Annotated in this window: 22 protein-coding genes; 4 read left to right on the top strand and 18 right to left on the bottom strand. The window is 63.1% G+C overall.

Annotated features, from left to right (window positions below):
* Positions 1-508 precede the first annotated feature (508 nt).
* From IB279_RS08350 to trmFO, 3 genes are all read left to right on the top strand, one after another.
* Positions 509-652: a DUF1127 domain-containing protein gene (locus IB279_RS08350; RefSeq protein WP_064816990.1), complete on the top strand. Its 144-nt coding sequence runs from the start codon at positions 509-511 to the stop codon at positions 650-652.
* Between the two features lie 433 nt (positions 653-1,085).
* The gene (locus IB279_RS38115) at positions 1,086-1,229 is read left to right on the top strand and encodes a DUF1127 domain-containing protein (protein ID WP_064816989.1); all 144 of its coding nucleotides are present in this window, start codon (positions 1,086-1,088) and stop codon (positions 1,227-1,229) included.
* 100 nt (positions 1,230-1,329) lie between these two features.
* The gene (gene trmFO, locus IB279_RS08340; protein WP_192339139.1) at positions 1,330-2,748 is read left to right on the top strand and encodes a methylenetetrahydrofolate--tRNA-(uracil(54)-C(5))-methyltransferase (FADH(2)-oxidizing) TrmFO; all 1,419 of its coding nucleotides are present in this window, start codon (positions 1,330-1,332) and stop codon (positions 2,746-2,748) included.
* An 86-nt stretch (positions 2,749-2,834) separates the two neighbouring features.
* Here the strand turns inward: trmFO and IB279_RS08335 are convergent, their stop codons facing one another.
* The 5 genes from IB279_RS08335 to yajC form a co-directional block, all read right to left on the bottom strand.
* On the bottom strand, positions 2,835-3,302 hold the full coding sequence (locus IB279_RS08335) for a hypothetical protein (protein WP_034796603.1): 468 nt from the start codon (positions 3,300-3,302) through the stop codon (positions 2,835-2,837).
* Positions 3,303-3,432: 130 nt separating this feature from the next.
* Complete coding sequence (locus tag IB279_RS08330) at positions 3,433-4,275, bottom strand: phytoene/squalene synthase family protein (protein ID WP_060607510.1); 843 nt, start codon at positions 4,273-4,275, stop codon at positions 3,433-3,435.
* Between the two features lie 20 nt (positions 4,276-4,295).
* Positions 4,296-4,682 carry an Mth938-like domain-containing protein gene (locus IB279_RS08325; protein ID WP_034796607.1) on the bottom strand — a complete coding sequence of 129 codons (387 nt, stop codon included), beginning with the start codon at positions 4,680-4,682 and terminating at the stop codon, positions 4,296-4,298.
* Between the two features lies 1 nt (position 4,683).
* On the bottom strand, positions 4,684-7,254 hold the full coding sequence (secDF, locus tag IB279_RS08320; protein ID WP_113186983.1) for a protein translocase subunit SecDF: 2,571 nt from the start codon (positions 7,252-7,254) through the stop codon (positions 4,684-4,686).
* Between the two features lie 45 nt (positions 7,255-7,299).
* Positions 7,300-7,635, bottom strand: a complete 336-nt coding sequence (gene yajC, locus IB279_RS08315) for a preprotein translocase subunit YajC (protein ID WP_034796611.1) — start codon at positions 7,633-7,635, stop codon at positions 7,300-7,302.
* Between the two features lie 302 nt (positions 7,636-7,937).
* Between yajC and IB279_RS08310 the strand changes: the two genes are divergently transcribed.
* Positions 7,938-8,807 (top strand): ATP-binding protein, encoded by an 870-nt coding sequence (locus IB279_RS08310; RefSeq protein WP_034796613.1) that lies wholly within the window; start codon positions 7,938-7,940, stop codon positions 8,805-8,807.
* A gap of 116 nt (positions 8,808-8,923) precedes the next feature.
* Here the strand turns inward: IB279_RS08310 and IB279_RS08305 are convergent, their stop codons facing one another.
* From IB279_RS08305 to IB279_RS08245, 13 genes are all read right to left on the bottom strand, one after another.
* Complete coding sequence (locus tag IB279_RS08305; RefSeq protein WP_113186982.1) at positions 8,924-10,477, bottom strand: LysM peptidoglycan-binding domain-containing M23 family metallopeptidase; 1,554 nt, start codon at positions 10,475-10,477, stop codon at positions 8,924-8,926.
* Between the two features lie 187 nt (positions 10,478-10,664).
* Positions 10,665-11,309, bottom strand: coding sequence for a hypothetical protein (locus IB279_RS08300; RefSeq protein ID WP_034796617.1), 645 nt, complete (start codon positions 11,307-11,309; stop codon positions 10,665-10,667).
* A 187-nt stretch (positions 11,310-11,496) separates the two neighbouring features.
* Entirely contained in the window at positions 11,497-12,150 is a 654-nt protein-coding gene (locus IB279_RS08295; RefSeq protein ID WP_034796623.1) for a protein-L-isoaspartate(D-aspartate) O-methyltransferase, read from the bottom strand.
* Positions 12,147-12,917 (bottom strand): 5'/3'-nucleotidase SurE, encoded by a 771-nt coding sequence (surE, locus tag IB279_RS08290; RefSeq protein WP_113186981.1) that lies wholly within the window; start codon positions 12,915-12,917, stop codon positions 12,147-12,149. Before surE ends, IB279_RS08295 begins: the two co-directional genes overlap by 4 nt.
* Positions 12,918-12,943: 26 nt before the next feature.
* Positions 12,944-14,227, bottom strand: a complete 1,284-nt coding sequence (gene serS, locus IB279_RS08285; protein ID WP_060516993.1) for a serine--tRNA ligase — start codon at positions 14,225-14,227, stop codon at positions 12,944-12,946.
* A 46-nt stretch (positions 14,228-14,273) separates the two neighbouring features.
* A complete protein-coding gene (tatC, locus tag IB279_RS08280) occupies positions 14,274-15,116 on the bottom strand; it encodes a twin-arginine translocase subunit TatC (RefSeq protein WP_060516991.1) in 843 nt (280 codons plus the stop codon).
* Positions 15,113-15,829 (bottom strand): Sec-independent protein translocase protein TatB, encoded by a 717-nt coding sequence (tatB, locus tag IB279_RS08275; protein WP_112976443.1) that lies wholly within the window; start codon positions 15,827-15,829, stop codon positions 15,113-15,115. Before tatB ends, tatC begins: the two co-directional genes overlap by 4 nt.
* 74 nt (positions 15,830-15,903) lie before the next feature.
* Positions 15,904-16,110 (bottom strand): twin-arginine translocase TatA/TatE family subunit, encoded by a 207-nt coding sequence (locus IB279_RS08270; RefSeq protein ID WP_113186980.1) that lies wholly within the window; start codon positions 16,108-16,110, stop codon positions 15,904-15,906.
* A 91-nt stretch (positions 16,111-16,201) separates the two neighbouring features.
* Entirely contained in the window at positions 16,202-17,314 is a 1,113-nt protein-coding gene (locus IB279_RS08265; RefSeq protein WP_060516987.1) for an ABC transporter ATP-binding protein, read from the bottom strand.
* 82 nt (positions 17,315-17,396) lie between these two features.
* On the bottom strand, positions 17,397-18,125 hold the full coding sequence (gene scpB, locus IB279_RS08260; RefSeq protein ID WP_113186979.1) for an SMC-Scp complex subunit ScpB: 729 nt from the start codon (positions 18,123-18,125) through the stop codon (positions 17,397-17,399).
* Positions 18,118-18,984, bottom strand: coding sequence for a ScpA family protein (locus IB279_RS08255; protein WP_034796647.1), 867 nt, complete (start codon positions 18,982-18,984; stop codon positions 18,118-18,120). Before IB279_RS08255 ends, scpB begins: the two co-directional genes overlap by 8 nt.
* Positions 18,985-19,037: 53 nt before the next feature.
* Complete coding sequence (nagZ, locus tag IB279_RS08250) at positions 19,038-20,054, bottom strand: beta-N-acetylhexosaminidase (RefSeq protein ID WP_113186978.1); 1,017 nt, start codon at positions 20,052-20,054, stop codon at positions 19,038-19,040.
* A gap of 154 nt (positions 20,055-20,208) precedes the next feature.
* Complete coding sequence (locus IB279_RS08245; protein ID WP_192339138.1) at positions 20,209-23,073, bottom strand: SPOR domain-containing protein; 2,865 nt, start codon at positions 23,071-23,073, stop codon at positions 20,209-20,211.
* Positions 23,074-23,103: the final 30 nt, after the last annotated feature.

Here is a 23,103-nt window from a genome sequence, read left to right as displayed (position 1 = left end):
CCTCCTCTCCACAAAGAAGCCTGCGTCTGCGCACCTGCACAATATTCGTGCATAAATTCGCTGCGCTCGCCCTACGCCATGCACTGGATGCATAGGTGCCATTCTGGAACAGCGCTACCCTTCCACCCGCCTGCGTACTATCTTCAACTCATCGATCGGGGCGGCGCACTCCTCCTCCCAGCGCCCCTCGATTTGGATCGGCGACACTCCTCCTCCCGGTTGCCGATCAGAACAAAGCGACGCTCGCTGGATCTCCTCCCCCAGCGGGCGTTGTTTGTTTTTGGCCCTCACATTTCGGGCAGCTTTCCAGCCACGACAACTCGATTGCGCCGCGCGTTTTAGGCGCCAGCCGTGAACACGCCATCGCGTAGAGGCTTGCACGGCCTGCATGGGTGCGATGCAGCATTGTCTCTGTAACTTCTGCTCAAAAAGATTATATTTCAGAGCATCAGATGACGGCCAGCAAGAGAGATGAGCGCTGGCACACGACCCTAGAAAGGATAGGATCATGAACCTCGCACGTTCTTTCAACAATTGGCGCAAGTATCGTCAGACCTGCAACGAACTCGGCCGTATGACCGACCGCGAACTGTCTGACCTCGGCATCGGCCGTGGCGACATCCCGTACGTTGCTCGCCAGGCGATCAAGTAATTCAGGCTGCGCGTCAAGCGCAACCGACCTCCAAGTAAGACGCCCTCCGGTTCATTCCGGGGGGCGTTTTCTTTTGTCGCAGCGAGTACGATCCAGGTGACGCCTTCGCACTTGCGAGAGGCACCGGATGCTTCGCCATCTGCGACTGCCGATGCGGCCGAACCGCGTCCATCGACAGACGCTGCGTCCTTGCTCACCATCGGCTCGTAAGTCCCTTTGAAAACAATCGCTTATCAACGGGCAATTAAGTTTTTAATCAATCATTAATCGATGCCGCCTTTTGAAGCGGTGCCCATCTATGCGGCGATGCACTGCACAAATGCATAGCAGCTGCATTTTCTTTGCACTCCACCTTCTAATTAGACAAGCGTATAAGAACCTCAACGACGCAGACAGATGGCTGTCGCGACAACCTGATTTTGAGGAAATGACCATGAACCCGATTCGTATCGCAAAAAGCTGGATCAACTACCGCCGCACCGTCAGCGAGCTCGGCAACCTGTCGAACCACGCTCTCAATGACATCGGCATCACCCGTTACGACATCCGCAACATTGCGGCCCGTTCCTTCCGTTAATCGGAACGAACGACCAGGACTTCCAAGACGGCGCCTTCAGGGCGCCGTTTTCGTTTATAGGCGTTGGAACGAAAGGCCGAGCCGTGATAGGAAGCCGGCCATGAGCAAAGACACTTCTTCCCACTCCCCCATCCACGTCATCGGCGGCGGCCTTGCCGGATCGGAAGCCGCCTGGCAGATCGCCGAAGCCGGCGTACCGGTCATCCTGCATGAGATGCGCGGCGTGCGCGGCACTGACGCGCACAAGACCGACGGCCTTGCCGAACTCGTCTGTTCCAATTCCTTCCGCTCGGATGACGCGACCAGCAACGCGGTTGGCGTGCTGCATGCGGAAATGCGCCTTGCCGGCTCGCTGATCATGAAATCCGCCGACGCCAACCAGGTGCCTGCGGGCGGTGCGCTTGCGGTCGACCGTGACGGCTTCTCCGACGCGGTCAGCGCGGCGATCGCCGCTCATCCGCTGATCACGGTGGTGCGCGAAGAAGTCACCGGTCTGCCGCCGAAAGATTGGGATCTCGCCGTCATCGCGACCGGCCCGCTGACCGCACCCGGTCTTGCCGAAGCGATCCGCGCGGAAACGGGCGCCGATGCGCTCGCCTTCTTCGACGCCATCGCGCCGATCGTCTATACCGAGACGATCGACATGGACATCTGCTGGTTTCAGTCGCGCTACGACAAGGTCGGCCCCGGCGGAACCGGCAAGGACTATATCAACTGCCCGATGACCGAGGAGCAGTACAATGCCTTCGTCGATGCGTTGATCGCCGGCGACAAGACCGGCTTCAAGGAATGGGAAGGCACGCCCTATTTCGACGGCTGCCTGCCGATCGAGGTGATGGCGGAACGCGGCCGCGAGACGCTGCGCCACGGGCCTATGAAGCCGATGGGCCTCACCAATGCCCATAACCCCACCGTCAAGCCCTATGCCGTCGTACAGCTGCGCCAGGACAATGCGCTCGGCACGCTCTACAACATGGTCGGCTTCCAGACGAAGCTGAAGTATGGCGCTCAGGCCGAAGTCTTCCGCATGATTCCCGGCCTCGAGAATGCCGAATTCGCCCGTCTCGGCGGCCTGCACCGCAACACCTACATCAACTCGCCGACACTGCTCGACGGAACGCTGACGCTGAAGTCGCGGCCGGGCCTGCGCTTTGCCGGACAGATCACCGGCTGCGAAGGTTATGTCGAAAGCGCCAGCATTGGCCTGCTCGCTGGCCGCTTCGCCGCTGCCGAACGCAAGGGCGAGACTTTGGCGACCCCGCCGGCGACCACCGCCTTCGGCGCATTGCTCAACCACATCACCGACGGCCACATCGTTTCCGACGATGAACCGGGCAAGCGCTCTTTCCAGCCGATGAACGTCAATTTCGGCCTGTTCCCGCCGCTCGATCCGGGCGCGATCACCAAGCCGGAAGGCGTCAAGCGCTTCCGTGGCAAGGAAAAGGCAGTCGCCAAGAAGCAGGCGACGGCGTCGCGCGCGCTCGCTGATTGCGCCGCCTGGCTCGGCAAGTCCGCCTGACAGGCGGACACGCATTTGTTCCACGACAAAAGGCCCGCCTGCAGTGATGCAAGCGGGCCTTTTCTTATGGAAGAACGCGGTGAGAGCTACTCGGTCGCCTGTGCCGTATGCGGCGGCTCGGCGGCGGGCTGCTCGAACTCCGATTTCGGACTGAAGCTGCCGAGCAGCCAGAGCGAAACCTCGGCCGCCTCGCCGGCGCTCTGAAACTCGAAGTCGTTGTCGAGATAAGCAAAATCGGGGAAATGCACGATGAGGCCGCGGCCGGTCTCGGAGCTATTGACCCGAACCTTTCCGGGCTGGATCACGTGGCAGACATAGTGGGTGCCGTGCGACTGGATGAAGCCCGCCTTGCCGTCATGCAGCCGCAGGAAGATCGCCGTGCGGTCCGCCGTCGAGTGCAGCGCCCGGATCGCCTCGTCCGGAAAGGCACGCCCGAACTCCACCATCGCAGAGCCGGCATCGGGATTGTCCCAGTCCCGCTCGGCGCGGGCGTTCATCCACATGTAGAATGCGCCGACCAAGACGATGACGGCGATGAGCAATAACCAAAGCATCCGCGGGCGCTCCCCTTCGCTCGGCATGACGCCGATAAAGCGCTTCTATACGCTGCGAGGCTTGCGCCAATTTGTCGTCACGGCGTGTGCGTCTGCGCCAAAGCCCCGAGCAGACCGAACCTCTGACGTATCAGAAGCGGCGGCGCCGTGCCGCACGCCACATCCACCATTGCCGTTGCCATTGGGCCGGGCGGATGGGTTTCTGCAGAAGCCCGGCGCCCGCAGCCTCCGCGCGGTTAAGGATAGGCTCGACAAGCGCAAGCGGTATGAAGGCGGGGAAATTCGACGGCGCGATCGCCGCCAGCTGCGCACGCGCCCTGGCGAGATGATCTCGCCCGAAGCCCGCGAAGGCCCGGATCGCCTGGCTGATCGCGGCGCTGTCTTCGCCGGCGATCAGCGTTTCGCGATCGAGACCGGTGGCGCGCAGCAATTCGGCTGGCAGGTAGACCTGGCCACGGCGCAAATGCAGCGGCAACAGCATGAGGAGGCCTGCGACCGTCTGCGCGACTCCGCCGTGACCGGCGACTTCGGCCGATTTCGCGGCATTCTCTGGATCAAGGACCAGGGATGAGAGCTGGATCAGCGCCGAGGCGGTCTCGCCGGCATAGCCCTCAAGCGCCGAACGGTCTTCCATCGGATCGTCGTAGAGATCGAAGATCCGGGCATCGATCATGTTCTCGAACACGGAGACCGGCAGCCGATGCGCGCGAATGCAGCCAAGGAGCGCTTCAGCGAGCGGATGCCCTTCTCCGGTCGACGCGTCGTTGCCGATGAGGTCCCGCCACCATTGCATGCGGATCTCACCGGGGATCGGCTCGTGCACGAGATCGCGGATGCGGGCGATCTCCGCACTGAAGGCATAGAGTGCGGCAAGCGCGGGCTGCTTGTCGGCCGGCGCAAGCAGGCAGGCGAGATAGCGGTCGCGGTCCGTGTCCCGCAGGTCAGCCAGAATCTGGGCAGAATTGTCGTGCACGTCGTCTTCCCCAGACCCGATCAGACTGCGATCAGTGCGACGGCGACTGCGCGCGATTCGGCCAGCATCACATTGTAGGTGCGGACAGCGGCCCCGGTACTCATGGGATCCGACGATATGTTGGCGGCGCGTAAAGCTGTCTTCACATCGGCCGGCAGCGGGCGAATGTCCTTGCCGGTGCCGACCAGCAGCACCTCAATGTCCTTCGCCTCATCGACGACCTTGTAGAACTTCTCGACCGTCAGCGCATCGCCCTCCGCGACGTCCCATGCATAGACGCCCGAGGGCAGCATCAGGATCGAGCCACGATGCGACATGTCTGCGAAGCGAAAGCCACCATTGCCGTAGGCATCGATGGGCGCACGTCCCGGAAAATGGGCTTCGCGAATTTCAATTCCCTTAGGCATTTCAAACAGCACCCTTTGCCGCGCCCGCCGCACCCGTATCCGCGCCGGAGGCGTTCTCGTCCCCCGGAATGTGGTCGGTGCGCTTTCTGAAGAGGATGAGGATCGGCCCGGCGATGTAAATGGACGAGATCGTTCCGACGATAACGCCAAACAGCATTGTAACACTGAAGGCGCGGATAAGGCCGCCACCGAAGAGATAAAGCGCTGTCAGTGCCAGAACGGTCGTCAGCGCTGTCAGGATGGTGCGCGACAGTGTCTGGTTGATCGACGTATCGATCAGCACCGACAACGGCATGCGCTTGTAGCGTGCAAGGTTTTCGCGGATGCGATCGTAGATGACGACCGTGTCGTTCAGCGAGTAGCCGACGATCGTCAGAACCGCGGCAATGCTGCCGAGATTGAACTCGATGCCGGTCAGCACGAGGAAACCGATCGTCAGCAGGACGTCGTGCGTCGTGGCAATGATCGCGCCGACGGCGAAGCGCCACTCGAAGCGCAGCCACACATAGAGCAGGATAGCAAGGAACGAAACAGCAAGCCCGATAGTGCCGGCGCGTGTCAGTTCGCCGGATACGACGGGGCCGACCACCTCGACGCGGCGGAAATCATACTCGTCCGAAAGTTCCGACCGGATGACGCCGGCGGCCGTCTGTTCGGCGTTGTCTCCCGCCTCCTGCGACGGTACCCGCACCAGAACGTCCTCGCCCGAGCCGAGCTGCTGCACCTGGACCTCGCCGAAATTCAGCTCGTCGAGGCGCGCGCGAAGATCGGCGACATCGACCGGTCCGCCTTTGGAATGCAGCTCGATGATCGAGCCGCCCTTGAAGTCGACGCCGAGATTGAGCCCGATGCCGGCAAGCAGCAGGACGGAGGCGAGCGACAGCGCCGCCATCAGGATGAAGACCGGGTTGCGAATCCGCATGAAGCGGATGTCCAGGTCGCTGAAGCGGCCGGTCCGAATACCCTTCGGCAAGCGTTCCGACTTCCATTGGCGCAGCCAGCGCTTCACGATCAGGCGGGTGACCGTGTAAGCGGTGAAGAGCGTCGTCACGCTACCGATCGCAAGTGTAACGGCAAAGCCGCGCACCGATCCGGAGCCAAGATAAAAGAGGATGGCGCTCGCAATCAGCATCGTCAGGTTGGCATCGAAGATGCTGCTGAAGACACGCGAAAAGGCGTTGTTGATGGTGCGCCGCAGGGGCTCGGCGCCGCGAACCTCTTCACGCAGGCGCTCGTAGATCAGCACGTTCGAATCGACGGCCACGCCGATCGTCAGAATGATGCCGGCAATGCCCGGAAGGGTCAGCGTCGCGCCCGAGAGGGAGAGCGCCGCGATAATCAGGACAATGTTCAGGGCGAGCGCAATGACCGCAAAGACGCCGAAGACGCCGTAGAAAAAGATCATCGATGCGGCGACTGCGACAGCCGCGACCAGACCCGCCTTCAGGCCGTCGGCGATGGCGTCGCCACCGACACCGGGACCGACCGTTCGCTCTTCGACGAAGGTCAGGGGCGTCGCGAGCGGCCCTGTGCGCACGAGAGCGGCAAGGTCGGTCGCACCTTCGGTCGGCAGGTCTGCGGAGATGCGCAAGGTGTCGCCGTTGACAGCCTCCGACAGCTTGAGCGTCGCGATGACCTGTCCATCGAGAACGATCGCTGCATCCTTTGGCGGCTGCTGCGCCGCAAGGGCGGCAACACGCTGCTGCGAAGCGGCATCGATCTTGATGGCGACCGACGCGCTTTCGCCGGAAGCATCAGGTTCCGGCTGGGCTGCAACAAAATTCGCCGCTGCGAGCAGCGGTGCCTTTTCGACCAGATAGGGCACCGGCGGGTCGTCGAAGGAATAGAGGACTTCCGTGCCGGACGGAGGCTGGCCCTCCACGGCGCGTTGCACGGGCACGGAGGTATCCAGCATCCGCAGGGCCAGGTTGGCCCTTTGGCTGAGCAGATCCTTCAACCGCTGCGGATCGCCGAGGCCAGGCACCTGCACGATCAGCCGGTCATCACCACGGCGCTGGATCAGCGGCTCGATGGCGCCGACTTCGGCGACGCGGCGGCGCACGACGTCGATGGACTGCGCCACGGCCAGCGAGAGCCGGTAGTCGATGCCTTCGTCCGTCAGGCGCAGGCGAACCAGTTCATCCGGTTCTGCACTGTCGAACACCACCTCGGAAATCGGCTCGGAGCCGAAACCACCGATATCGACGGGCGCCGTCAGCGGCCTCAGCCGCTCGCGAGCGGCAGAGAGTTGCGACCGGTCGCGAACGCGGAAGGCGATCGACTGGCCTTCGCCGGAAAGGCCGATATAGGCGATGTCGGCATCGCGCAGCGATTTGCCGACCTCGTTGGCGATCGTCTCGAGCCGTTCAGCGACGATGTCGCTGCGCGCCGCCCGCAGCATGAAATGAGAGCCACCCTGGAGATCGAGCCCGAGCGCCACCTGGCGATGGGGCAGCCAAGACGGAAGTTCGGCTGCCTCTTCCCGGCTTAGAACGTTCGGCAGCGCAAAGGCGATGCCGGCAAGTGCCACCAACCAGACGAGGATACGTTTCAACGGCGGTAATCTGCGCATGCCTCAAACGCTCCAGTTGCTCGGCTGGTGGTGGCTGTTCCTGCCTTATTCCTTGACAGGCTCGCCCTTGACGCGAACTTCCGACACGCCGCTGCGGACGACGCGGATCTTCACGCCATCGGCGATTTCGACTTCGAGTTCGCTGTCGTCAACGACCTTGGTGACCTTGCCGACGATGCCGCCACCGGTCACGACCTGGTCACCGCGACGGATGTTCTTCAGGAGTTCCTCGCGGCGCTTCATCTGAGCGCGCTGCGGACGGATGATCAGGAAATACATAACGACGAAAATCAGCAGGAACGGCAGGATGGACATGAGAATGTCCGCGCCGCCGGCGGAAGGGGCGCCGGCAGTCTGCGCAAAAGCTTCGGTAATGAACATCGATCACTCCTTGAGTTCAAATATCGGCGGTTCCTCCGCGCCAAATCGGCCGGAATATAGGGACGCCCCGCCGCTCTGCAAAGCCGCGGGCACCCGTACCCGTTCCTGTGCCTCTGACACAATTTACACAAGAGGAGAACCCCTCGCGCGGGCCTCGGTGACCTTTTCCAGCGTAAACCTGCGTGCTACCGGGTTTCTGGTGGGACCTGGCCGCCACGCGGTTACGGTAAACACCAGGGCCACGCCGCCTCGAATCATGACGGCACGGCCAAACACCTGATTCAGCGAGTGGAGAGAGACATATGCCGGAAGCCAAGATCGACGTTCTCATCAGGGAAATGCAGAAGCTTTCCGCGGCGATCGAGCGCATGGCCGGACCCGCCGCTGCAGCCAACGACTGGACCGCTGCCGAGTGCTTCGTCTGGGCCCCGGCGACACACCATCTGCAGCCGGTCGCCAAGCCGAACCGCATCGAACTGTCCCTGATCACCGGGGTCGACCATGTCCGTGACATTCTGCTCGACAACACGCTGCGTTTTGCCGAGGGCTACACGGCCAATAACGTGCTTCTCTGGGGCGCACGCGGCATGGGCAAATCATCGCTGGTAAAATCGGTTCATGCGCAGGTTGCGCGCGACACCGGCGTTGCGGTCAAGCTGGTCGAGGTACATCGCGAAGATATTGCCACGCTTCCGGCGCTGATGGACATTCTGAAGTCGGCACCGGTCCCGGTTATCGTCTTCTGCGATGACCTGTCCTTCGATCACGACGATACGTCCTACAAGTCGCTGAAGGCCGTGCTCGACGGCGGCGTCGAGGGACGCCCTTCCAACGTGCTCCTTTACGCCACCTCGAACCGGCGCCACCTGCTGCCGCGGCATATGATGGAGAACGAGCAGTCGACCGCGATCAACCCGTCGGAAGCGGTCGAGGAGAAGGTTTCGCTGTCCGACCGTTTCGGCCTGTGGCTCGGCTTCCACAAGTGCAGCCAGGACGACTATCTGGCGATGATCGACGGCTATGCCGCGCACTATGGCTTCAAGCTCGATCGCGACACCTTGCACGCCGAAGCGCTGGAATGGGCAACGACCCGTGGCGCAAGGTCCGGCCGCGTCGCCTGGCAATTCATCCAGGATCTCGCCGGCCGCCTGCGCCACAGGCTCGACGGGTAACCGGGCGCGTCGCGAACCGCACGCCTTGCCGACATCCTGAAATAGAAAGCACCGCCTGCCCGAGAGGGCAAGCGGTGCAAACATCGGATCCGGATCGGCTTTGCGACCGATCGAGACTATTCGAGGAAGGTCGCCGGGTTTACCGCGGTGGCGTTCTTGCGCACCTCGAAGTGAACCTGCGGCTGGCTTGCCCGGCCGGTCATGCCCGAAGCAGCGAGCGTCTGGCCGCGCTGAACCTTCTGGCCGCGCTGAACCTTGAGTTCGGAAGCGTTACCATAAACCGTGACCGTGCCGTCGTCGTGGCGCACCAGGACGGCGTTGCCGAGTTCCTTCAGGCTGCTGCCCGAATAAATAACGACACCGTTTTCAGCCGCCTTGATCGGCGTGCCCTCGGGCACCGAGATGTTGATACCGTCGTTGCGGTTGCCATCGACATTGGCGCCGTAGCCGGCGACGACTGCGCCGCGCACAGGCCAGCGGTACTTGCTGATGCCGGTCGACTTCGGAGAATCGTCGTCGATATCCGTCGTCTTGCTGGCGACTTCGCTGACGCTCTGCTTGGCAACCGGCGCCTGGTATTCAGCCGGCTTGTTCTTGTCGAGCGAGGCAACCTGCGGCTGCTCGGCCTTCTTGGGAACCGAGGCCGTCTTGAGCTGATCCGGAACGGCACCATTTGCGCCCGGCAGCTGCAGCGTCTGGCCGACGCGGATCGATTCGGCCGTCAGGCCGTTTGCCTGCTTGAGGGCGGCAACGGATACGCCCGTCGTCTTGGCGATACGGTTGAGCGAGTCGCCCGGCTTGACGGTGTAGGATCCACCGCCGGCGCCCTCGCCGTTCGTTGCCGGCTTGCCTGCAACGACGTCAGACTTGCCTTCACCCTTTTCGCGGGACTGGGCCGAACCCGGCAGGATCGCAACGTCGCGCTGGTTGACCGGCAGCGGCGACGGCTGGCGGCTGTTGCCATCGAGATCGGCGATCGAGTTCGTGGCTGCCGCCTTGGCAGCGCTGCCTGCGACACCGAAGGTCGGGATGACGAGACGCTGACCGGTCTCGACCTGCGCTGCGGACTGCAGACCGTTGGCCTTCAGGATTTCCTTTTCCGGGACACCAAAACGCTTGGAGAGAACGGCGACATTGTCACCCGGGCGAACCATGATCGTCGGAGCGTTCTGCGTCGTCCAGCCGCTCTTGCTTGCGGTTTCCTTGACCGTTGCGGGAAGCGTCTGCTGCGTGGCGAGTGCGGCCTGCTGGCGTGCTGCCGGGAACGGCTGGGCTTCGGCGCGCTGGTTTCCAGCAGCGCTCGGGTCAGCCAGAGTGTTGCGCTGAACGGAGATCGGGGTCGAGGCGACGCGGGCGTTCGATACGGGCGTGGAGGCCGTGTTTACCGGATCGTAGGCACCCTGCCCAGCTGCCGCAGGATAGGGCTGACCGAGGGCTGAACCACGGTTATCAACCGGCGCTGCCGCCATCTGACCGACGGACACATCGCCGCGCGGAACCGGCGTTGCGTCTCGGGGGATGGAATTTGTGGTGATGTTGTCGGACCGGGAGAACAGGCCGTCAAACCGGCTTGCATCCGAACTGCAGCCTGTTGCGACGCCTGCCAGCAGGACCGCCACGCAAAGGCGGATCGTCGACTTTCCAACCCCGGGAGATACAAACTTACGCATGACGCTTACCCACTCCGAACGCAACTCGATGTGGATTGATTAAAGCGTATTAGAGTTACCGCGTGGTTAAGGCAGACCCCACCAAAGGACTAATTTGACCAAATGCTAACCATAGGTCGACCGTCGCCCGTGAAGGGCATGCTAGAGGCAACGTCACAGCTGCCGCCCGGGCACGAGGAGCCTAGCGCTAGATCAGTTCGGAATAGAGGCGCTCGATCTCGGATACGGATCGCCGCTCCGTCTGGTCCTCTTCGTAGCTGATGCTCGTCAGGTCCCAGGCAAAAATCTGGCGACCGGCCGGCTGCGCCAGGGTTTCGGACTGCGCCGTCTTGTCTTCGTCGAGCAGGACGCTCACCAAAGTCTGGAACGCCGCGTCTCCGTCCGCACCGCTTGCTTCTTCATATTCGAGCGACCGCAGACCGGCCACCGCCGCCTCGCGTGTCCCGAAATAGCGCAAACTGTTCTGGTCCTCCGGACGAAGGCCGTCGTAGTAGTCGATGAAGTTCTTGTAATAGGCCTGGTGATCGCCGGAATCGAGAAACTTGCCGAAGGCCTGGTATTCGCGCGAGGCCAGTTGCGGCGACAGGCGGTTGTTCCACTCCTCGCGGGTGAGTGCCGGCTGGCCGTCGGATCCCTTCTTCGTCTGGCCTAGATAAAGCAGGGCATCGGCCGAAAGCGAGATGCGTGGCGTCGGATCAAAGAAGGTCGCGGCAAGCGCCTGTGCCGCCTGCTCATCCTTGCCTGCGGAATTCGTCTGGCCGGCATTGCGCCCGGCAAGATTGTTCAGCCCGTCGCCGGATGCTGCCGCCGTCAACCTGTTCGCGATCTGCATGTGCCGTCTCCGTACCTCGCGTCCGCCGACGTCGCAAGGCAAGCGACGACTCGCAGGCGGAACCCTGTCCGTGCACGGCAGGCGTATGGCGCGAAGCTTGCGCGAAGCTGGAGGAAGTTAAGGGGTCGTTAATAGTCGACGCCGGCGCGACCGGCGCTCCTCACCCGCGCGGACGGGAATTCAATATTTAGAGAAACGACGCCAGCTGCTGCACGATCGGAAGGTAAGGCGCGTCGAACAGATCCTCGCGATCGAAGCGGCTGCCCGTGCGGCTGACGCGCACGACCCGGCAATGGGTCTCGCTCATCATGATCGGAACCAGCAGGGTGCCGCCCGAAACGAGGTGATCCGAAAACATGCGCGGCAGACTGTTGAAGGCGGCCGTGATCAGGATCCGGTCAAAGGTGCCCTCACCCGGCACGCCGGCGCTACCGTCGGCATGCCGGACGATGACATTACGAACACCTGTTTTTTCGAGGTTCTTCTGGGCCATGCCAACGAGCGTCTGATAGCGGTCGATCGTCAGCACCCGCTCGGCAACGCGTCCCATGACCGCGGCCGTGAAGCCGCTGCCGGTGCCGACTTCGAGAACACGCTGGCCGGATTTCAGATTGAGACTGTGCAGCAAACGGACCGCAAAGTCGTATCCCTCCATGAACGAACCGCAATCGAGCGGGATCGTCCGCTGCGAATGGGCTTCGGCCTGGTACTGCGGCGGCGCGAAATGGCTTCGCGGCGTCTGCTCAACCGCCTTCAACAGGTCATGGTTGGTGATGCCTTCGGCGCGCAGACGCAGCACCATCTTGGCAAAGCCTTCCTGTTCGGTCACCCGCGCACTCAAGCAACGGCTCCCTCGTTGAGCGCCCGCGCCAGGCGATCTTGGACACTGTAGTCGGTAAGGTCGAGTTTGAGCGGCGTGACCGAGATCATGTTTTCACGCAGGGCGTGAATGTCGGTTCCGGCGCGGAAATCGCCGAAGCGTTCGCCGAAACGCAGCCAGAAATAGGGAAAGCCGCGGCCATCCGTTCGCTCGTCGATCGACAGGCCGAAGTCGAGCTTGCCTTGCGACGTCACCTCCGTACCGGCAATAGCGTCCGCCGAGCAATTGGGGAAGTTGACGTTGAGCAGCGTACCGTCAGGCAGATCCACCTTCATCAGCTTGCGGACCAAGGCCGGCGCGTGCGTTTCGACGACATCCCACGGAACGGTCTTTCCGACGGCGTGATTGTAGGCCTGGCTCAGCGCGATCGAGCGGATACCCTGCAGCGTTCCTTCGATGGCGCCGGCGACGGTACCGGAATAGGTCACGTCGTCGGCCATGTTGGCGCCGATGTTGACGCCGGACAGCACGAGATCGGGCTTGCGATCGAGTACCTTGCGGACGGCCATGATGACGCAATCGGTCGGCGTGCCGCGAAGTGCGAAGCGCTTTTCCGCGATCTGCCGCAGCCGCAATGGCTCCGACAGGGTCAGCGAATGGGCAAGGCCGCTCTGGTCCGCTTCGGGCGCGACGACCCAGACATCGTCCGAAATCGTCCGGGCGATGCGTTCAAGTACCGACAGGCCCTCGGCGTGAATGCCGTCATCGTTTGTCAGCAGGATCCGCATGATGCCGCACTCCCCTCGACGTTCGCTCAGGCTACCTTTTCGATGCGCGTCTGGCCGCCCATGTAGGGGACCAGTACCTCCGGCACCGATATCGAACCGTCGTCATTCAGATAGTTCTCGATGACGGCGATGAGCGCGCGGCCGACGGCAACGCCCGAACCGTTCAGCGTGTGAACGAAGCGGGTTCCCTTGTCTTCCTTGGTGCGGTAGCGGGCGTTCATGCGGCGCGCCTGGAAATCGCCGCAGACCGAGCAGGACGAAATCTCGCGGAACGTATCCTGTCCCGGCAGCCAGACCTCGAGGTCGTAGGTCTTGCGGGCGCCAAAGCCCATGTCGCCGGTGCAAAGGGTCATGACGCGGTAATGCAGGCCGAGGCGCTTCAGCACCTCCTCGGCGCAGGCGGTCATGCGCTCGTGTTCGGCAACGGACGTTTCGGCATCGGTGATCGAGACGAGTTCCACCTTGTTGAACTGGTGCTGGCGCAGCATGCCGCGGGTATCGCGACCGGCAGAACCAGCTTCCGAGCGGAAGGACGGCGTCAGCGCGGTGAAACGCAGCGGCAGCTTTTCGCCTTCCAGGATCTGCTCCCGGACGATGTTGGTCAGCGGCACTTCCGCCGTCGGAATCAGCCAACGGCCATCCGTGGTGCGGAAGAGGTCTTCGGCAAATTTCGGCAGCTGGCCGGTGCCATACATCGCATCGTCGCGCACCAGAAGCGGCGGTTGCACTTCGGTGTAACCATGTTCCTGGGTGTGCAGGTCGAGCATGAACTGGCCGAGCGCGCGCTCGAGCCGCGCCAATTGGCCCTTGAGGATCGTGAAGCGCGAACCGGAAATGCGAGCCGCACCCTCGAAATCCATCAGCCCGAGCGCTTCGCCGATTTCAAAGTGCTCGCGCGGCTGGTGGTTCCAAGTGGGCTTCTTGCCAACCACGCTCTTGACGACGTTGCCGGTCTCGTCGGCACCGACGGGTACATCGTCCAGCGGGATGTTCGGAATGCGCGACAGGGCGTCGTTGAGCTCGGCCTCGATTTTGCGGCTGTCCTCTTCGAGCGCCGGCATGGCGTTCTTCAGGTCGGCAACCTCGGCCTTCAGCTTATCGGCGAGCTCGGCATTCTTCTGCGCCATGGCCGCGCCGATATCCTTCGAGGCCGCATTGCGGCGCGACTGCATGTCCTGCAGCGCCTGAAGGTTCGTACGGCGGCGTTCGTCGAGCGCGATCAGAGATGCCGACAAAGGCTCCGCGCCCCGCTTCGCCAGGGCGGCGTCCAGCATCTCGGCATTCTCACGGATCCATTTGATATCAAGCATTTTCGTTCCACGCGTTGGTCAGATCACGGCGCGAAATCTCGAATGCTCAGCCCTTGGCGGGGCCGACCTCTCCGGAAGATCCTTCCTGCGACTCGGCAGCCTCGCTCTTGAGCGCGTCCGCTGCCCGCTGCCTTTCGACGAGTCGCGCCGTATAGATCGAAATTTCGTAGAGAAGGATGGCTGGCAGCGCAAGGCCGATCTGGGAAATCGGGTCCGGCGGCGTGAGCACGGCCGCGACAACGAAGGCGATCACGATCGCGTATTTGCGCTTCTCGGCAAGACCCTGCGAGCTCACGAAGCCGACGCGGGCAAGAAGCGTGGTGATGACCGGGAGCTGGAAGACAAGGCCGAAGGCGAAGACCAGCGACATGATCAGGCTCAGATACTCCGAGACCTTCGGCAGGAGCTGAATGGCCACCTGCCCTTCGCCACCGCCCTGCTCCATGGCCAGGAAGAACCACATCACCATCGGGGTGAAGAAGAAATAGACAAGCGCGCCGCCAAGCAGAAACAGGAGCGGTGACGCGACCAGGAACGGCAGAAACGCCGCGCGCTCGTTCTTATAGAGCCCCGGTGCAACGAACTTGTAGATCTGTGCCGCGATTACAGGAAAGGCGATGACCAGCGCACCAAACATCGCCACCTTAATCTGGGTGAAGAAGAACTCCTGCGGCGCCGTATAGATGAGCTCGACATTGCGATGGTTGAGGCCCGCCCAGCTCACGGCCCATTTGAACGGCAGCACCAGAAGGTTGAACAGGCCCTTGGCGAAGTAGAAGCAGACGAGGAACGCAGCGAAGAACGCGCCGATGGCCCACATCAGGCGCTTGCGCAATTCGATCAGATGCTCGATCAGCGGCTGCGGCCGGTCCTCGATATCGCCGCTCATGCTTCACCTTTCTTGCGCGCGCTGGTGCGCGGCTTTGACGTCTTGGCAGCAGGCTCTGCCACTGTCGGCGTCACTTTTTTCTTTTCAGCGGCCGGCTTCGCGGGCGCCTTGGCAGCAGACTTTGCCGTGGCCGACTTGGATGCAGTTGTTGCCGTCTTGGGCGCTGCCGTTGTCGACTTGGGCGCGGCCTTCTTTACAGCCGGCGTCGCATCGGCCTTCGTTCTGGTCGCACGCTTCGACTTTTCTGCCGGTACGGATGCGACCTCTGCGCGCTCGATCTGGCGATTGGCCGAACCGATTGCCGCAGCGGCAACCGCATCTGCGGGCTTGGCTTCGACCGCGGCCGGCGCAACGGCCGGTTCGACGGCAGAAACCGTATCGACGGTGTTCGGTGTCGCAGGCTGGTCGGGTGTCGCCGCCTTCTGCAGGTCCGCCTTGATATCGTTGCCCATCTGGCGCAGCGGATTGATTGCATCGCGCAACGCATTGGCCGGATTGAGACTTTGCGCGTCGCTGATGGTCTTTCGAACCTCGTCAAGGTCCGCTTCGCGCAGCGCTTCATCGAACTGCTGACGGAATTCCGATGCCATGCCGCGCATCTTCGAGGTCATGCGGCCGAAAGCCCGCAACATTGGCGGAAGGTCTTTCGGCCCGACAACCACGATCAGAACGATTGCGATGACGACGAGCTCGGTCCAGCCGATATCAAGCATGCGATATGTCCTGCAAACCCTTGATGCCGCCAGCCCGGTATGGACACCGGACAGGCTTCACCGACACCAGACTGTTAGCGAACTTCGTCAGACTTGTGGTCAACGGTCTTGCTGTCGAGCGTCTTGTCGGCAGCAGCCGCCTCATCGTCGGACATGCCCTTCTTGAAACTCTTGATGCCCTTAGCAACGTCACCCATCAGTTCGGGGATCTTACCGCGACCGAACAAGAGCAGCACCACGACCAGAACGATCAGCCAGTGCCAAATGCTTAACGAACCCATGCTCTTACTCCTCTGAGCCTTCCCCGATTTAGGCTCTATCACATGTCAATTTTCAGGCGTGCCTCAAGCACGCGTCTCGTTGTGACAGAACCTAAGATGCCGAACTGCTTTTTTCAAACAGTAATATATCCCGCTCGTTAACTGAAAGCATTACATCACGCAATCCATGCGGCAATCGGTCCGCCCTGATGCGCGCCCGAACCACCTCTTCACAACGCGGCACAGCGAGCTCCAGAAGCTCGACCACGCCGATGAAGCGACGGGAGAGAATGCGGGCGGGAATGTCGCCATCCTCTTCGCCGACGCGCACTCCAGACAACCTGACAGCCACCGAGAGGCGCTTACCTTCCGGATGGGGGCCGGCTGCAACGCTTCCGACCGGCGTTTCGACGCGGCCGTCACGAACCTGCGCATCGAAGACGTTGATCTCCGAGAAGAAGCCGGCGGCAAAAAGATCCCTCGGCTCGCGGTAGAGTTCGTCGGCCGTTCCGACCTGAACGAGGCGCCCGTCCTTCAGGAGCGCGATGCGATCCGCCATGCGCATCGCCTCTTCGGCGTCATGCGTGACGACGATAGCCGTTGCCCGCGTTTCCCTGAGGATCGCCAGCGTATCGGCACGGATCGAATCCTTCAGGCGCGAGTCGAGGCCGGAAAATGGCTCGTCCATGAGCAGCACCGCCGGGCGCGGCGCGAGCGCGCGGGCAAGCGCTACGCGCTGCTGCTCGCCGCCGGAAAGCACGTGCGGATACAGATCGGCATAGTGCGACAGGCCGACACGCTCGAGCGCCGCATCCGCCTGGATCAGACCTTCCTTCTTGGGGATCGCCGTCAGACCGAAACGGACATTGTCGCGGATCGTCATGTGCGGGAAAAGCGCAAAGTCCTGAAACATCAGCCCGACGCCACGCTTTTCCGGCGGCAGGAAGACAGAGGGGCCGGAAATTTCCTGGCCATTGAGCATCAGACGCCCAGCGCTCTGCCTCTCGATACCCGCGGCGATGCGCAGCAGGGTCGTCTTGCCGGATCCCGAAGGCCCGAGCAGGCAAAGGACCTCGCCGGCCTTTGCCGCCAGGCTGACGCCCTTGATCGTTTCCTTGGCGTGATAGCTGTGGTGAATATCTTCGAAGGTCAGGCTCGCCGCGAAGGAGACGCCCGCTGTCCGTCGCGTGGTCATGACGGGAGCGTCCTGCGGATCTGAAACCATGCTCTTGCATTCCTTGACACCAGTGGCGCAGGGTCAGCGAGCCCCGACGCCATGGAAAGCCGATATCTATAATCAGGTTTTTCTAATCGGCTTCTTCGCCCTTCGGTGTCAAGAGCCCCAGTTCCTCCAGGTCGAGCTGGGTGATCGGATCCTCGTTCTCGGCCAGTTCGTCGTCGCCGGTCGGAACGGGGATGTTGAGGTTCGAAGGCACACGGCCGGAGAGCAGCCCGGCGCCCTTCAATTCCTCGATGCCCGGCAGGTCGCGCAGTTCCTCAAGCCCGAAGTGATCGAGGAAGTCGCGCGTCGTACCGAAGGTCACCGGACGCCCCGGTGTGCGCCGGCGCCCGCGGAACCGGACCCAGCCCGCCTCCATCAACACGTCGAGCGTACCCTTCGAGGTCTGCACGCCGCGGATATCCTCGATCTCGGCGCGCGTAACCGGCTGATGGTAGGCGATGATCGACAGAACCTCGAGGGCTGCCCTTGAAAGCTTGCGGACCTCCTGTTCGTCGGTCTGAACGACGAAAGAGAGATCGGCGGCCGTGCGGAAGGCCCAATGGTCGGCCACCTGAACGAGGTTGACGCCCCGCATCGCGTAAACGGCTTTAAGCCGCAGCATGATCGTGCGGACATCGGCGCCACGCGGCAACCGGCTCTCGATATAGGCCTCGGACACCGGCTGCGCCGAAGCGAACACCAGGGCTTCGGCGATCCGCTCGGCTTCCTGCTCCAGCCGGGGGTCGAGGGATGCCGTTTCGATCTCGTCCTCCTCGTCGGGAACGCCAGGCAGGTACTTCTGGGCTTCAGCCACGGGCTGCCTCCATCTCGGCGAGAGTCTCCGCATCGATCGGATTTGGTCCGCGCCGGAGATAGATCGGCGCGAAGGCCTCCTCTTGGCGGATCTCCAGGCGGCCCTCGCGAACCATTTCGAGCGACGCGGCAAAGGAGCTGGCGATTGCCGTCGCTCTCTCCTTCGGCGTCGTCATGTAGCGCACGAGAAAATGATCGAGCGCAGTCCAGTCGTCGAGACCACCGATCATGCGGGCCAGGATCAGCCGCGCATCGGACAGCGACCAGACGTGGCGCTTCTCGATTGTCACCTGGGTGATCGCCTGTCGTTGGCGCAGGCCCGCATAGGCGCTCAGCAGATCGTAGAGCGAAGCGTCGAAACCGGATTTCCTCTCGGTGACGATATGCTCCGGTGCGCCTCGGACGAAAACGTCCCGGCCGAGCCGGTTTCGGTTGATGAGCCGCGTCGCCGCCTCGCGCATCGCTTCCAGCCGCTTGAGCCGGAAGGCCAGCGCCGAGGCCATCTCCTCGCCGGTAGGACCGTCATCCTTCGCCTGCTGCGGGATCAGCAGCCGCGACTTCAGATAGGCGAGCCACGCCGCCATGACGAGGTAATCGGCCGCAAGCTCGATGCGGATGCTGCGCGCGCGTTCGATAAAGGCGATGTACTGTTCGGCGAGCGCCAGGACGGAAATGCGCGAAAGGTCGACGCGTTGGCTTCGGGCGAGATGCAGCAGCAGGTCGAGCGGACCTTCGAAGCCGGCGATGTCGACCACCAGCGCTTCCTCATGCAGTCCGCGCTCGGCAGTCTCATCCTGCCACAAGGGCTCCAACGGCGCCTTCGACGCAGGCTTGCCTTGTCTTTCGCCCGCATTGCTCACTGGCAGCCCGATCCTTTCCTTCAGTCCCTGTTTGCCGTCAGCCTCTGTTTGCCTCAGACGGTTGCAAACAGGGCATTGAACTCCGCCCGCAGATCGACTTCGCTCGCACCGTCAGGCGCCCGGAACGCGGCTTCGGCGGCCCGCGCCCGGCGCAAGCTTTCGCCGGCCAGAACCGGCACGACATCCGCGACGGCCTTCATTTCCTCCATTATGCCATGACAATGCAAGACGAGATCAAGTCCCGCAGCAATGATGTTGCGCGCGCGGGTCGTCATGTCGCCGGCAAGCGCGTTCATTGACACGTCATCCGACATCAGCAGGCCGTCGAAACCGATATGGCCGCGAATGATCTCGCGCACGACCTTCGCAGAGGTGGTCGCCGGATTGTCCGGGTCGATCGTGGTGAACACCATGTGCGCCGACATCGCCATCACCTCGTCCTTCATCGCAACGAAGGGCAGGAAGTCGCTCGCGGCAAGCTCATCGAATGTGGCGCTGACGACAGGCAGGTTGTGGTGCGAGTCGACGAAGGTGCGTCCGTGGCCCGGCATATGCTTCATTACAGGCAGCATGCCGCCGGCCTTCAGCCCCTCGCCCATCGCACGGCCGATAGCCGTGACGGTCTCGGGATCGTGCCCATAGGCGCGATTGCCGATGACGTCGTGGCTGCCGGGCACGGGCACGTCGAGCACAGGCAGGCAATCGACGGTGATGCCGAAGCGCATCAGGTCAAAGGCGTGCAGGCGTCCCATCAGCCAGGCGGCGCGCAGACCGAGCTCCGCGTCGCGGCGGTAGATTTCGCCGATCGCCGCGCCATTCGGATACTGCTGAACGAGCGGTGGGCGGATGCGTTGAACGCGTCCGCCTTCCTGGTCGATGAGCACGGGCGCATTGGGATTGCCGATGCTGTCGCGAAGGGCTGCCACCAGATCCGAGATCTGCTGCTCCTCGCCAATGTTGCGACCGAAGAGGATGAAGCCCCAGGGGCGTTCTCCTGCAAAGAAATCGCGCTCGTCGCTCGTGAGGAAAAGGCCCTTGCAGCCGGAGATAAATGCTTTTGATTCGCTCATCCCAAAAGCATAGAGCGTGGGCTGCCCGGCGCGAAGCCACAAAGACAGCGCCCCCCCACTCATGCACAAGGTCATGGGGCAATCGGAAGCCCGAAAACGCGAAGGGCGCGGCCTCCTCGGCCGCGCCCTTCGTCAACTCGATCATGATGCCCGTTTACTTGGTAACCAGGCAGCTTCCGCCAGCGCCCTTGTACTTGGAGCAAAGGGCATTGGCCTCGTCCTTCGAACCGGCCGGGATGCGGACGCGGTAGTAGGTACCCTTGCCGGCGATCTCCGCCTTGCGGATGTCGACGCCGCGGCCGCCGATGACGCTTCCGAACTTGCTCGAAAGGCTGTTGTAGGACTTCTGCGCCTCGGCTTCCGACGGCAGAGATGCGACCTGGATGAAGTAGCCACCGGCCGGAACCGATGCCGTGGCAACCTGCTGCGCGGGCTGGGTCTCAGCCGGGAGAGCGGCCTGCTCTTCCGCCGGACGGGCGTTTTCGGCAGGCTGTGCGGCCGGACGGGTCTGCGGCGTCGGCGCCTTGTCGCCACCGGCAGAAGCCGTCGTCGTGACGCTGCGCACCGGAACCTGTTCGATGTTGGCGTTACCCGTTGCGGCAAGCGCAACCTGGTCGGTGTTGGCCGCAGCCTGCCCTGCAGCAGCGACTTCGTTCGAAGGTGTTGCGGGCAGCGGCTGGGTCGTGCCGGCGACATCGGTCGCCGGTGCTGCAACCGGCTCTTCGCGAGCAACCAGCGTTCCATCCGGCTTGACGATCATCGTGCGCACCTTCCTCGGTGCGACGGCCGGCGTCTTGTCTTCTTCCTGGGCAGCGGTCTCGCCGTTGGCACCATCCGGCAGCAGGCGATCGCCGTCCTCTTCGTTGGGCAATGCCGTCTGCAGAGTTTCGGCCTCGTTGCTGCCTTCGAGCGGCAGGGTCTCCGGCGTCAGCGTCCTCTGGACGACATCCATCGGCTCCTCGGTCGAAGACACCAGGGCTTCCTGCTGCGGGGCACCAGCCTGAGCACCGGCAACGCGGTCATAAACCGCCTTGTCCTGGTTCGGCACGGTCTTGCCGCCCTTTTCCTCGGGCACGACCTTGACCGGGGCCTTGTCGGCAAGAATGATCTTCGGGCCTTCGGCCGAGCTGACCGCGCCGCTACCGCCCATCCAGGCGTAGACGGCAGCGCCACCAAGGATGATGACGCCGGCAACGCTTGCTGCCAGCAGCATCGTGCGCTGCGAGCGACGGCCGGTGCCATATTCGCGGTATTCGCCGGCATCCTGCTGGGTCTGCGCCGCTGAAAGCCGTTCGGCATCGCGGGCAACCGCCGGACGCTCGACGATCGAGCGGCGGAAATCTTCTTCCATCGCCTTTTCAAACTCGTCGAAATCGTCAAGCGAACCCTGACCGAAGGCCGGCGCAGCGGCAGCGGCCGGTGCCGGACGGGCCGGCTCCACCTTTTCGACGGCAGCCGGACGGCTTTCCTTGACCGGAGCCGGCGTTCCGAAGAGCTGGGCCATTTCCGCGTCGATGTCGAGATCGTAGTCGGCCGGATAAGCGACCGGCTTCTCGGTCTCGATAACCGGCAGCTGCGGCACGTCCATATCCGCGATCGGGGCGACGCCGTTCTCGGCTTCGGCAATCATCGACGGATCGAAGGGCAGCGTGCTCTCGGGCTGTGCTTCCTGGCGCTCGACCGGCGCGGGAGCGACGTAAGACTCGACGAACCGCTCCGGCTCGCGCGGCGGAACGGCCGCCTGCGCGACCGGTCGCACCGGTGCTTGCGGCACGACGGCAGCTACGACCGGCTCATCTACGGTGACGTCTGCGAAGTCGAGCTTCAGTGCCTCGTCGGAGAGCTCAATTTCGAAGTTCTCGATGTCGAAGCTCGGCTCGTGATCCGGCTGCTCGACTGGCTTGGCCACCTCGACCGCGGGTTCCGCGACCTGAACGGGGGCAGCAGCCACTGCCGCAACCGGCGCAGCAACAGCGGCGACCGGTGCTGCGACCGACGTTACCAACGGGCCGGCAAAGGCACGCTGCTGGCTGGCGCCCGAGGCGGACGCAACCGGCGTCGCCCGGCTAAAGGTGGGCGTAAAGGGATAAGGGCTCTTCTTTATCGGAGCGGCAGTGGCAGCCGCTGGCGTGACCACCGGCGCCACGACGGGCTGTGTTTCCACATGCAGAGCCGGATGCGACTGGACCGCAGCGGCAACCATCGCTGAGACCGGCGGAACCGGGAACCGCTCGATGTCCGCCAGAAGATCGTCGCGGCCAGCATCCTGCTCAACGACTGCCTGAGCTGCCACCACGTCTTCCTGATAGGAAGGCTCAATTTCGCGCGGCTGTTCATAGGCCGAAAATGCATCCGCAACCGGAGCCGGCTCGGCCCAGACCGAAGCGGCTTCGACGGCCGGCGCCTGCCACGCATCGACGAACTGGTCACGCGGATCGATATCCTGCGGCTCGACGTGCGCCGTAACCTCGGCAACGTCGTCCGACAACAGATCGGCTTCGCCAAGCGACAACTCGAGTTCGCGCTCAAGGTCGAACGCCGGCTCGTCGACAACGGCCTCGGCGTTACCGGCTTTGGCCTGCGGCGCCACGGAGAAGGCCTGAACCTCGGCATAGTCCTCGTCAGCGACGTGGGCTGGCGCCGCGTCGACGCGTTCGGGCTGGAGGAACACCGGCTCTTCAAGCTCGGCGACGGGCTCCGCCACCGGCTCTTCGTGAACGACGACGTGTTCGGCTACCGGCTCGAACCTGGGCTCTTCGATCGGAGCAGGCTGGATTGGAGCCGGCTGCGGCGCGGACCGCGGCGCGTCGTAGCTGTCGAACGCGCGAAGCAGTTCGTCTTCGAGATCGAAGGCGGGGTCTTGACGCACCGCCTCCTGGTGTCGCTGCAGTTCCTGCAACTGTTGGACGGCCGGCCGGGCATCGTAACCGACGATCCGGGCGAGTTCGGCCAACGGATCATCGTCTGCCAATACATCGAATTCAGCCGGCCCGCTTCGTGCGAATTGTTTGTCTGCCATGCTCTCCACTCACAATTGCCTGTATCGCTG

The organism is Ensifer sp. ENS06 (assembly GCF_014852205.1).
Lineage (GTDB): Bacteria > Pseudomonadota > Alphaproteobacteria > Rhizobiales > Rhizobiaceae > Ensifer > Ensifer adhaerens.
Note: the sequence above shows the minus strand (reverse complement) of the source record. Positions and strands in the feature narration are given on the sequence as shown.

What these genes read in the sequence shown, in the direction of transcription:
- IB279_RS08350 (WP_064816990.1), top strand. Translation starts at nt 509, where the DNA reads ATGAACCTCGCACGTTCTTTCAACAATTGGCGCAAGTATCGTCAGACC.
- IB279_RS38115 (WP_064816989.1), top strand. Translation starts at nt 1,086, where the DNA reads ATGAACCCGATTCGTATCGCAAAAAGCTGGATCAACTACCGCCGCACC.
- trmFO (WP_192339139.1), top strand. Translation starts at nt 1,330, where the DNA reads ATGAGCAAAGACACTTCTTCCCACTCCCCCATCCACGTCATCGGCGGC.
- IB279_RS08335 (WP_034796603.1), bottom strand. Translation starts at nt 3,302, where the DNA reads ATGCTTTGGTTATTGCTCATCGCCGTCATCGTCTTGGTCGGCGCATTC.
- IB279_RS08325 (WP_034796607.1), bottom strand. Translation starts at nt 4,682, where the DNA reads ATGCCTAAGGGAATTGAAATTCGCGAAGCCCATTTTCCGGGACGTGCG.
- secDF (WP_113186983.1), bottom strand. Translation starts at nt 7,254, where the DNA reads ATGCGCAGATTACCGCCGTTGAAACGTATCCTCGTCTGGTTGGTGGCA.
- yajC (WP_034796611.1), bottom strand. Translation starts at nt 7,635, where the DNA reads ATGTTCATTACCGAAGCTTTTGCGCAGACTGCCGGCGCCCCTTCCGCC.
- IB279_RS08310 (WP_034796613.1), top strand. Translation starts at nt 7,938, where the DNA reads ATGCCGGAAGCCAAGATCGACGTTCTCATCAGGGAAATGCAGAAGCTT.
- IB279_RS08305 (WP_113186982.1), bottom strand. Translation starts at nt 10,477, where the DNA reads ATGCGTAAGTTTGTATCTCCCGGGGTTGGAAAGTCGACGATCCGCCTT.
- IB279_RS08300 (WP_034796617.1), bottom strand. Translation starts at nt 11,309, where the DNA reads ATGCAGATCGCGAACAGGTTGACGGCGGCAGCATCCGGCGACGGGCTG.
- surE (WP_113186981.1), bottom strand. Translation starts at nt 12,917, where the DNA reads ATGCGGATCCTGCTGACAAACGATGACGGCATTCACGCCGAGGGCCTG.
- serS (WP_060516993.1), bottom strand. Translation starts at nt 14,227, where the DNA reads ATGCTTGATATCAAATGGATCCGTGAGAATGCCGAGATGCTGGACGCC.
- tatC (WP_060516991.1), bottom strand. Translation starts at nt 15,116, where the DNA reads ATGAGCGGCGATATCGAGGACCGGCCGCAGCCGCTGATCGAGCATCTG.
- tatB (WP_112976443.1), bottom strand. Translation starts at nt 15,829, where the DNA reads ATGCTTGATATCGGCTGGACCGAGCTCGTCGTCATCGCAATCGTTCTG.
- IB279_RS08270 (WP_113186980.1), bottom strand. Translation starts at nt 16,110, where the DNA reads ATGGGTTCGTTAAGCATTTGGCACTGGCTGATCGTTCTGGTCGTGGTG.
- IB279_RS08265 (WP_060516987.1), bottom strand. Translation starts at nt 17,314, where the DNA reads ATGGTTTCAGATCCGCAGGACGCTCCCGTCATGACCACGCGACGGACA.
- nagZ (WP_113186978.1), bottom strand. Translation starts at nt 20,054, where the DNA reads ATGAGCGAATCAAAAGCATTTATCTCCGGCTGCAAGGGCCTTTTCCTC.
- IB279_RS08245 (WP_192339138.1), bottom strand. Translation starts at nt 23,073, where the DNA reads ATGGCAGACAAACAATTCGCACGAAGCGGGCCGGCTGAATTCGATGTA.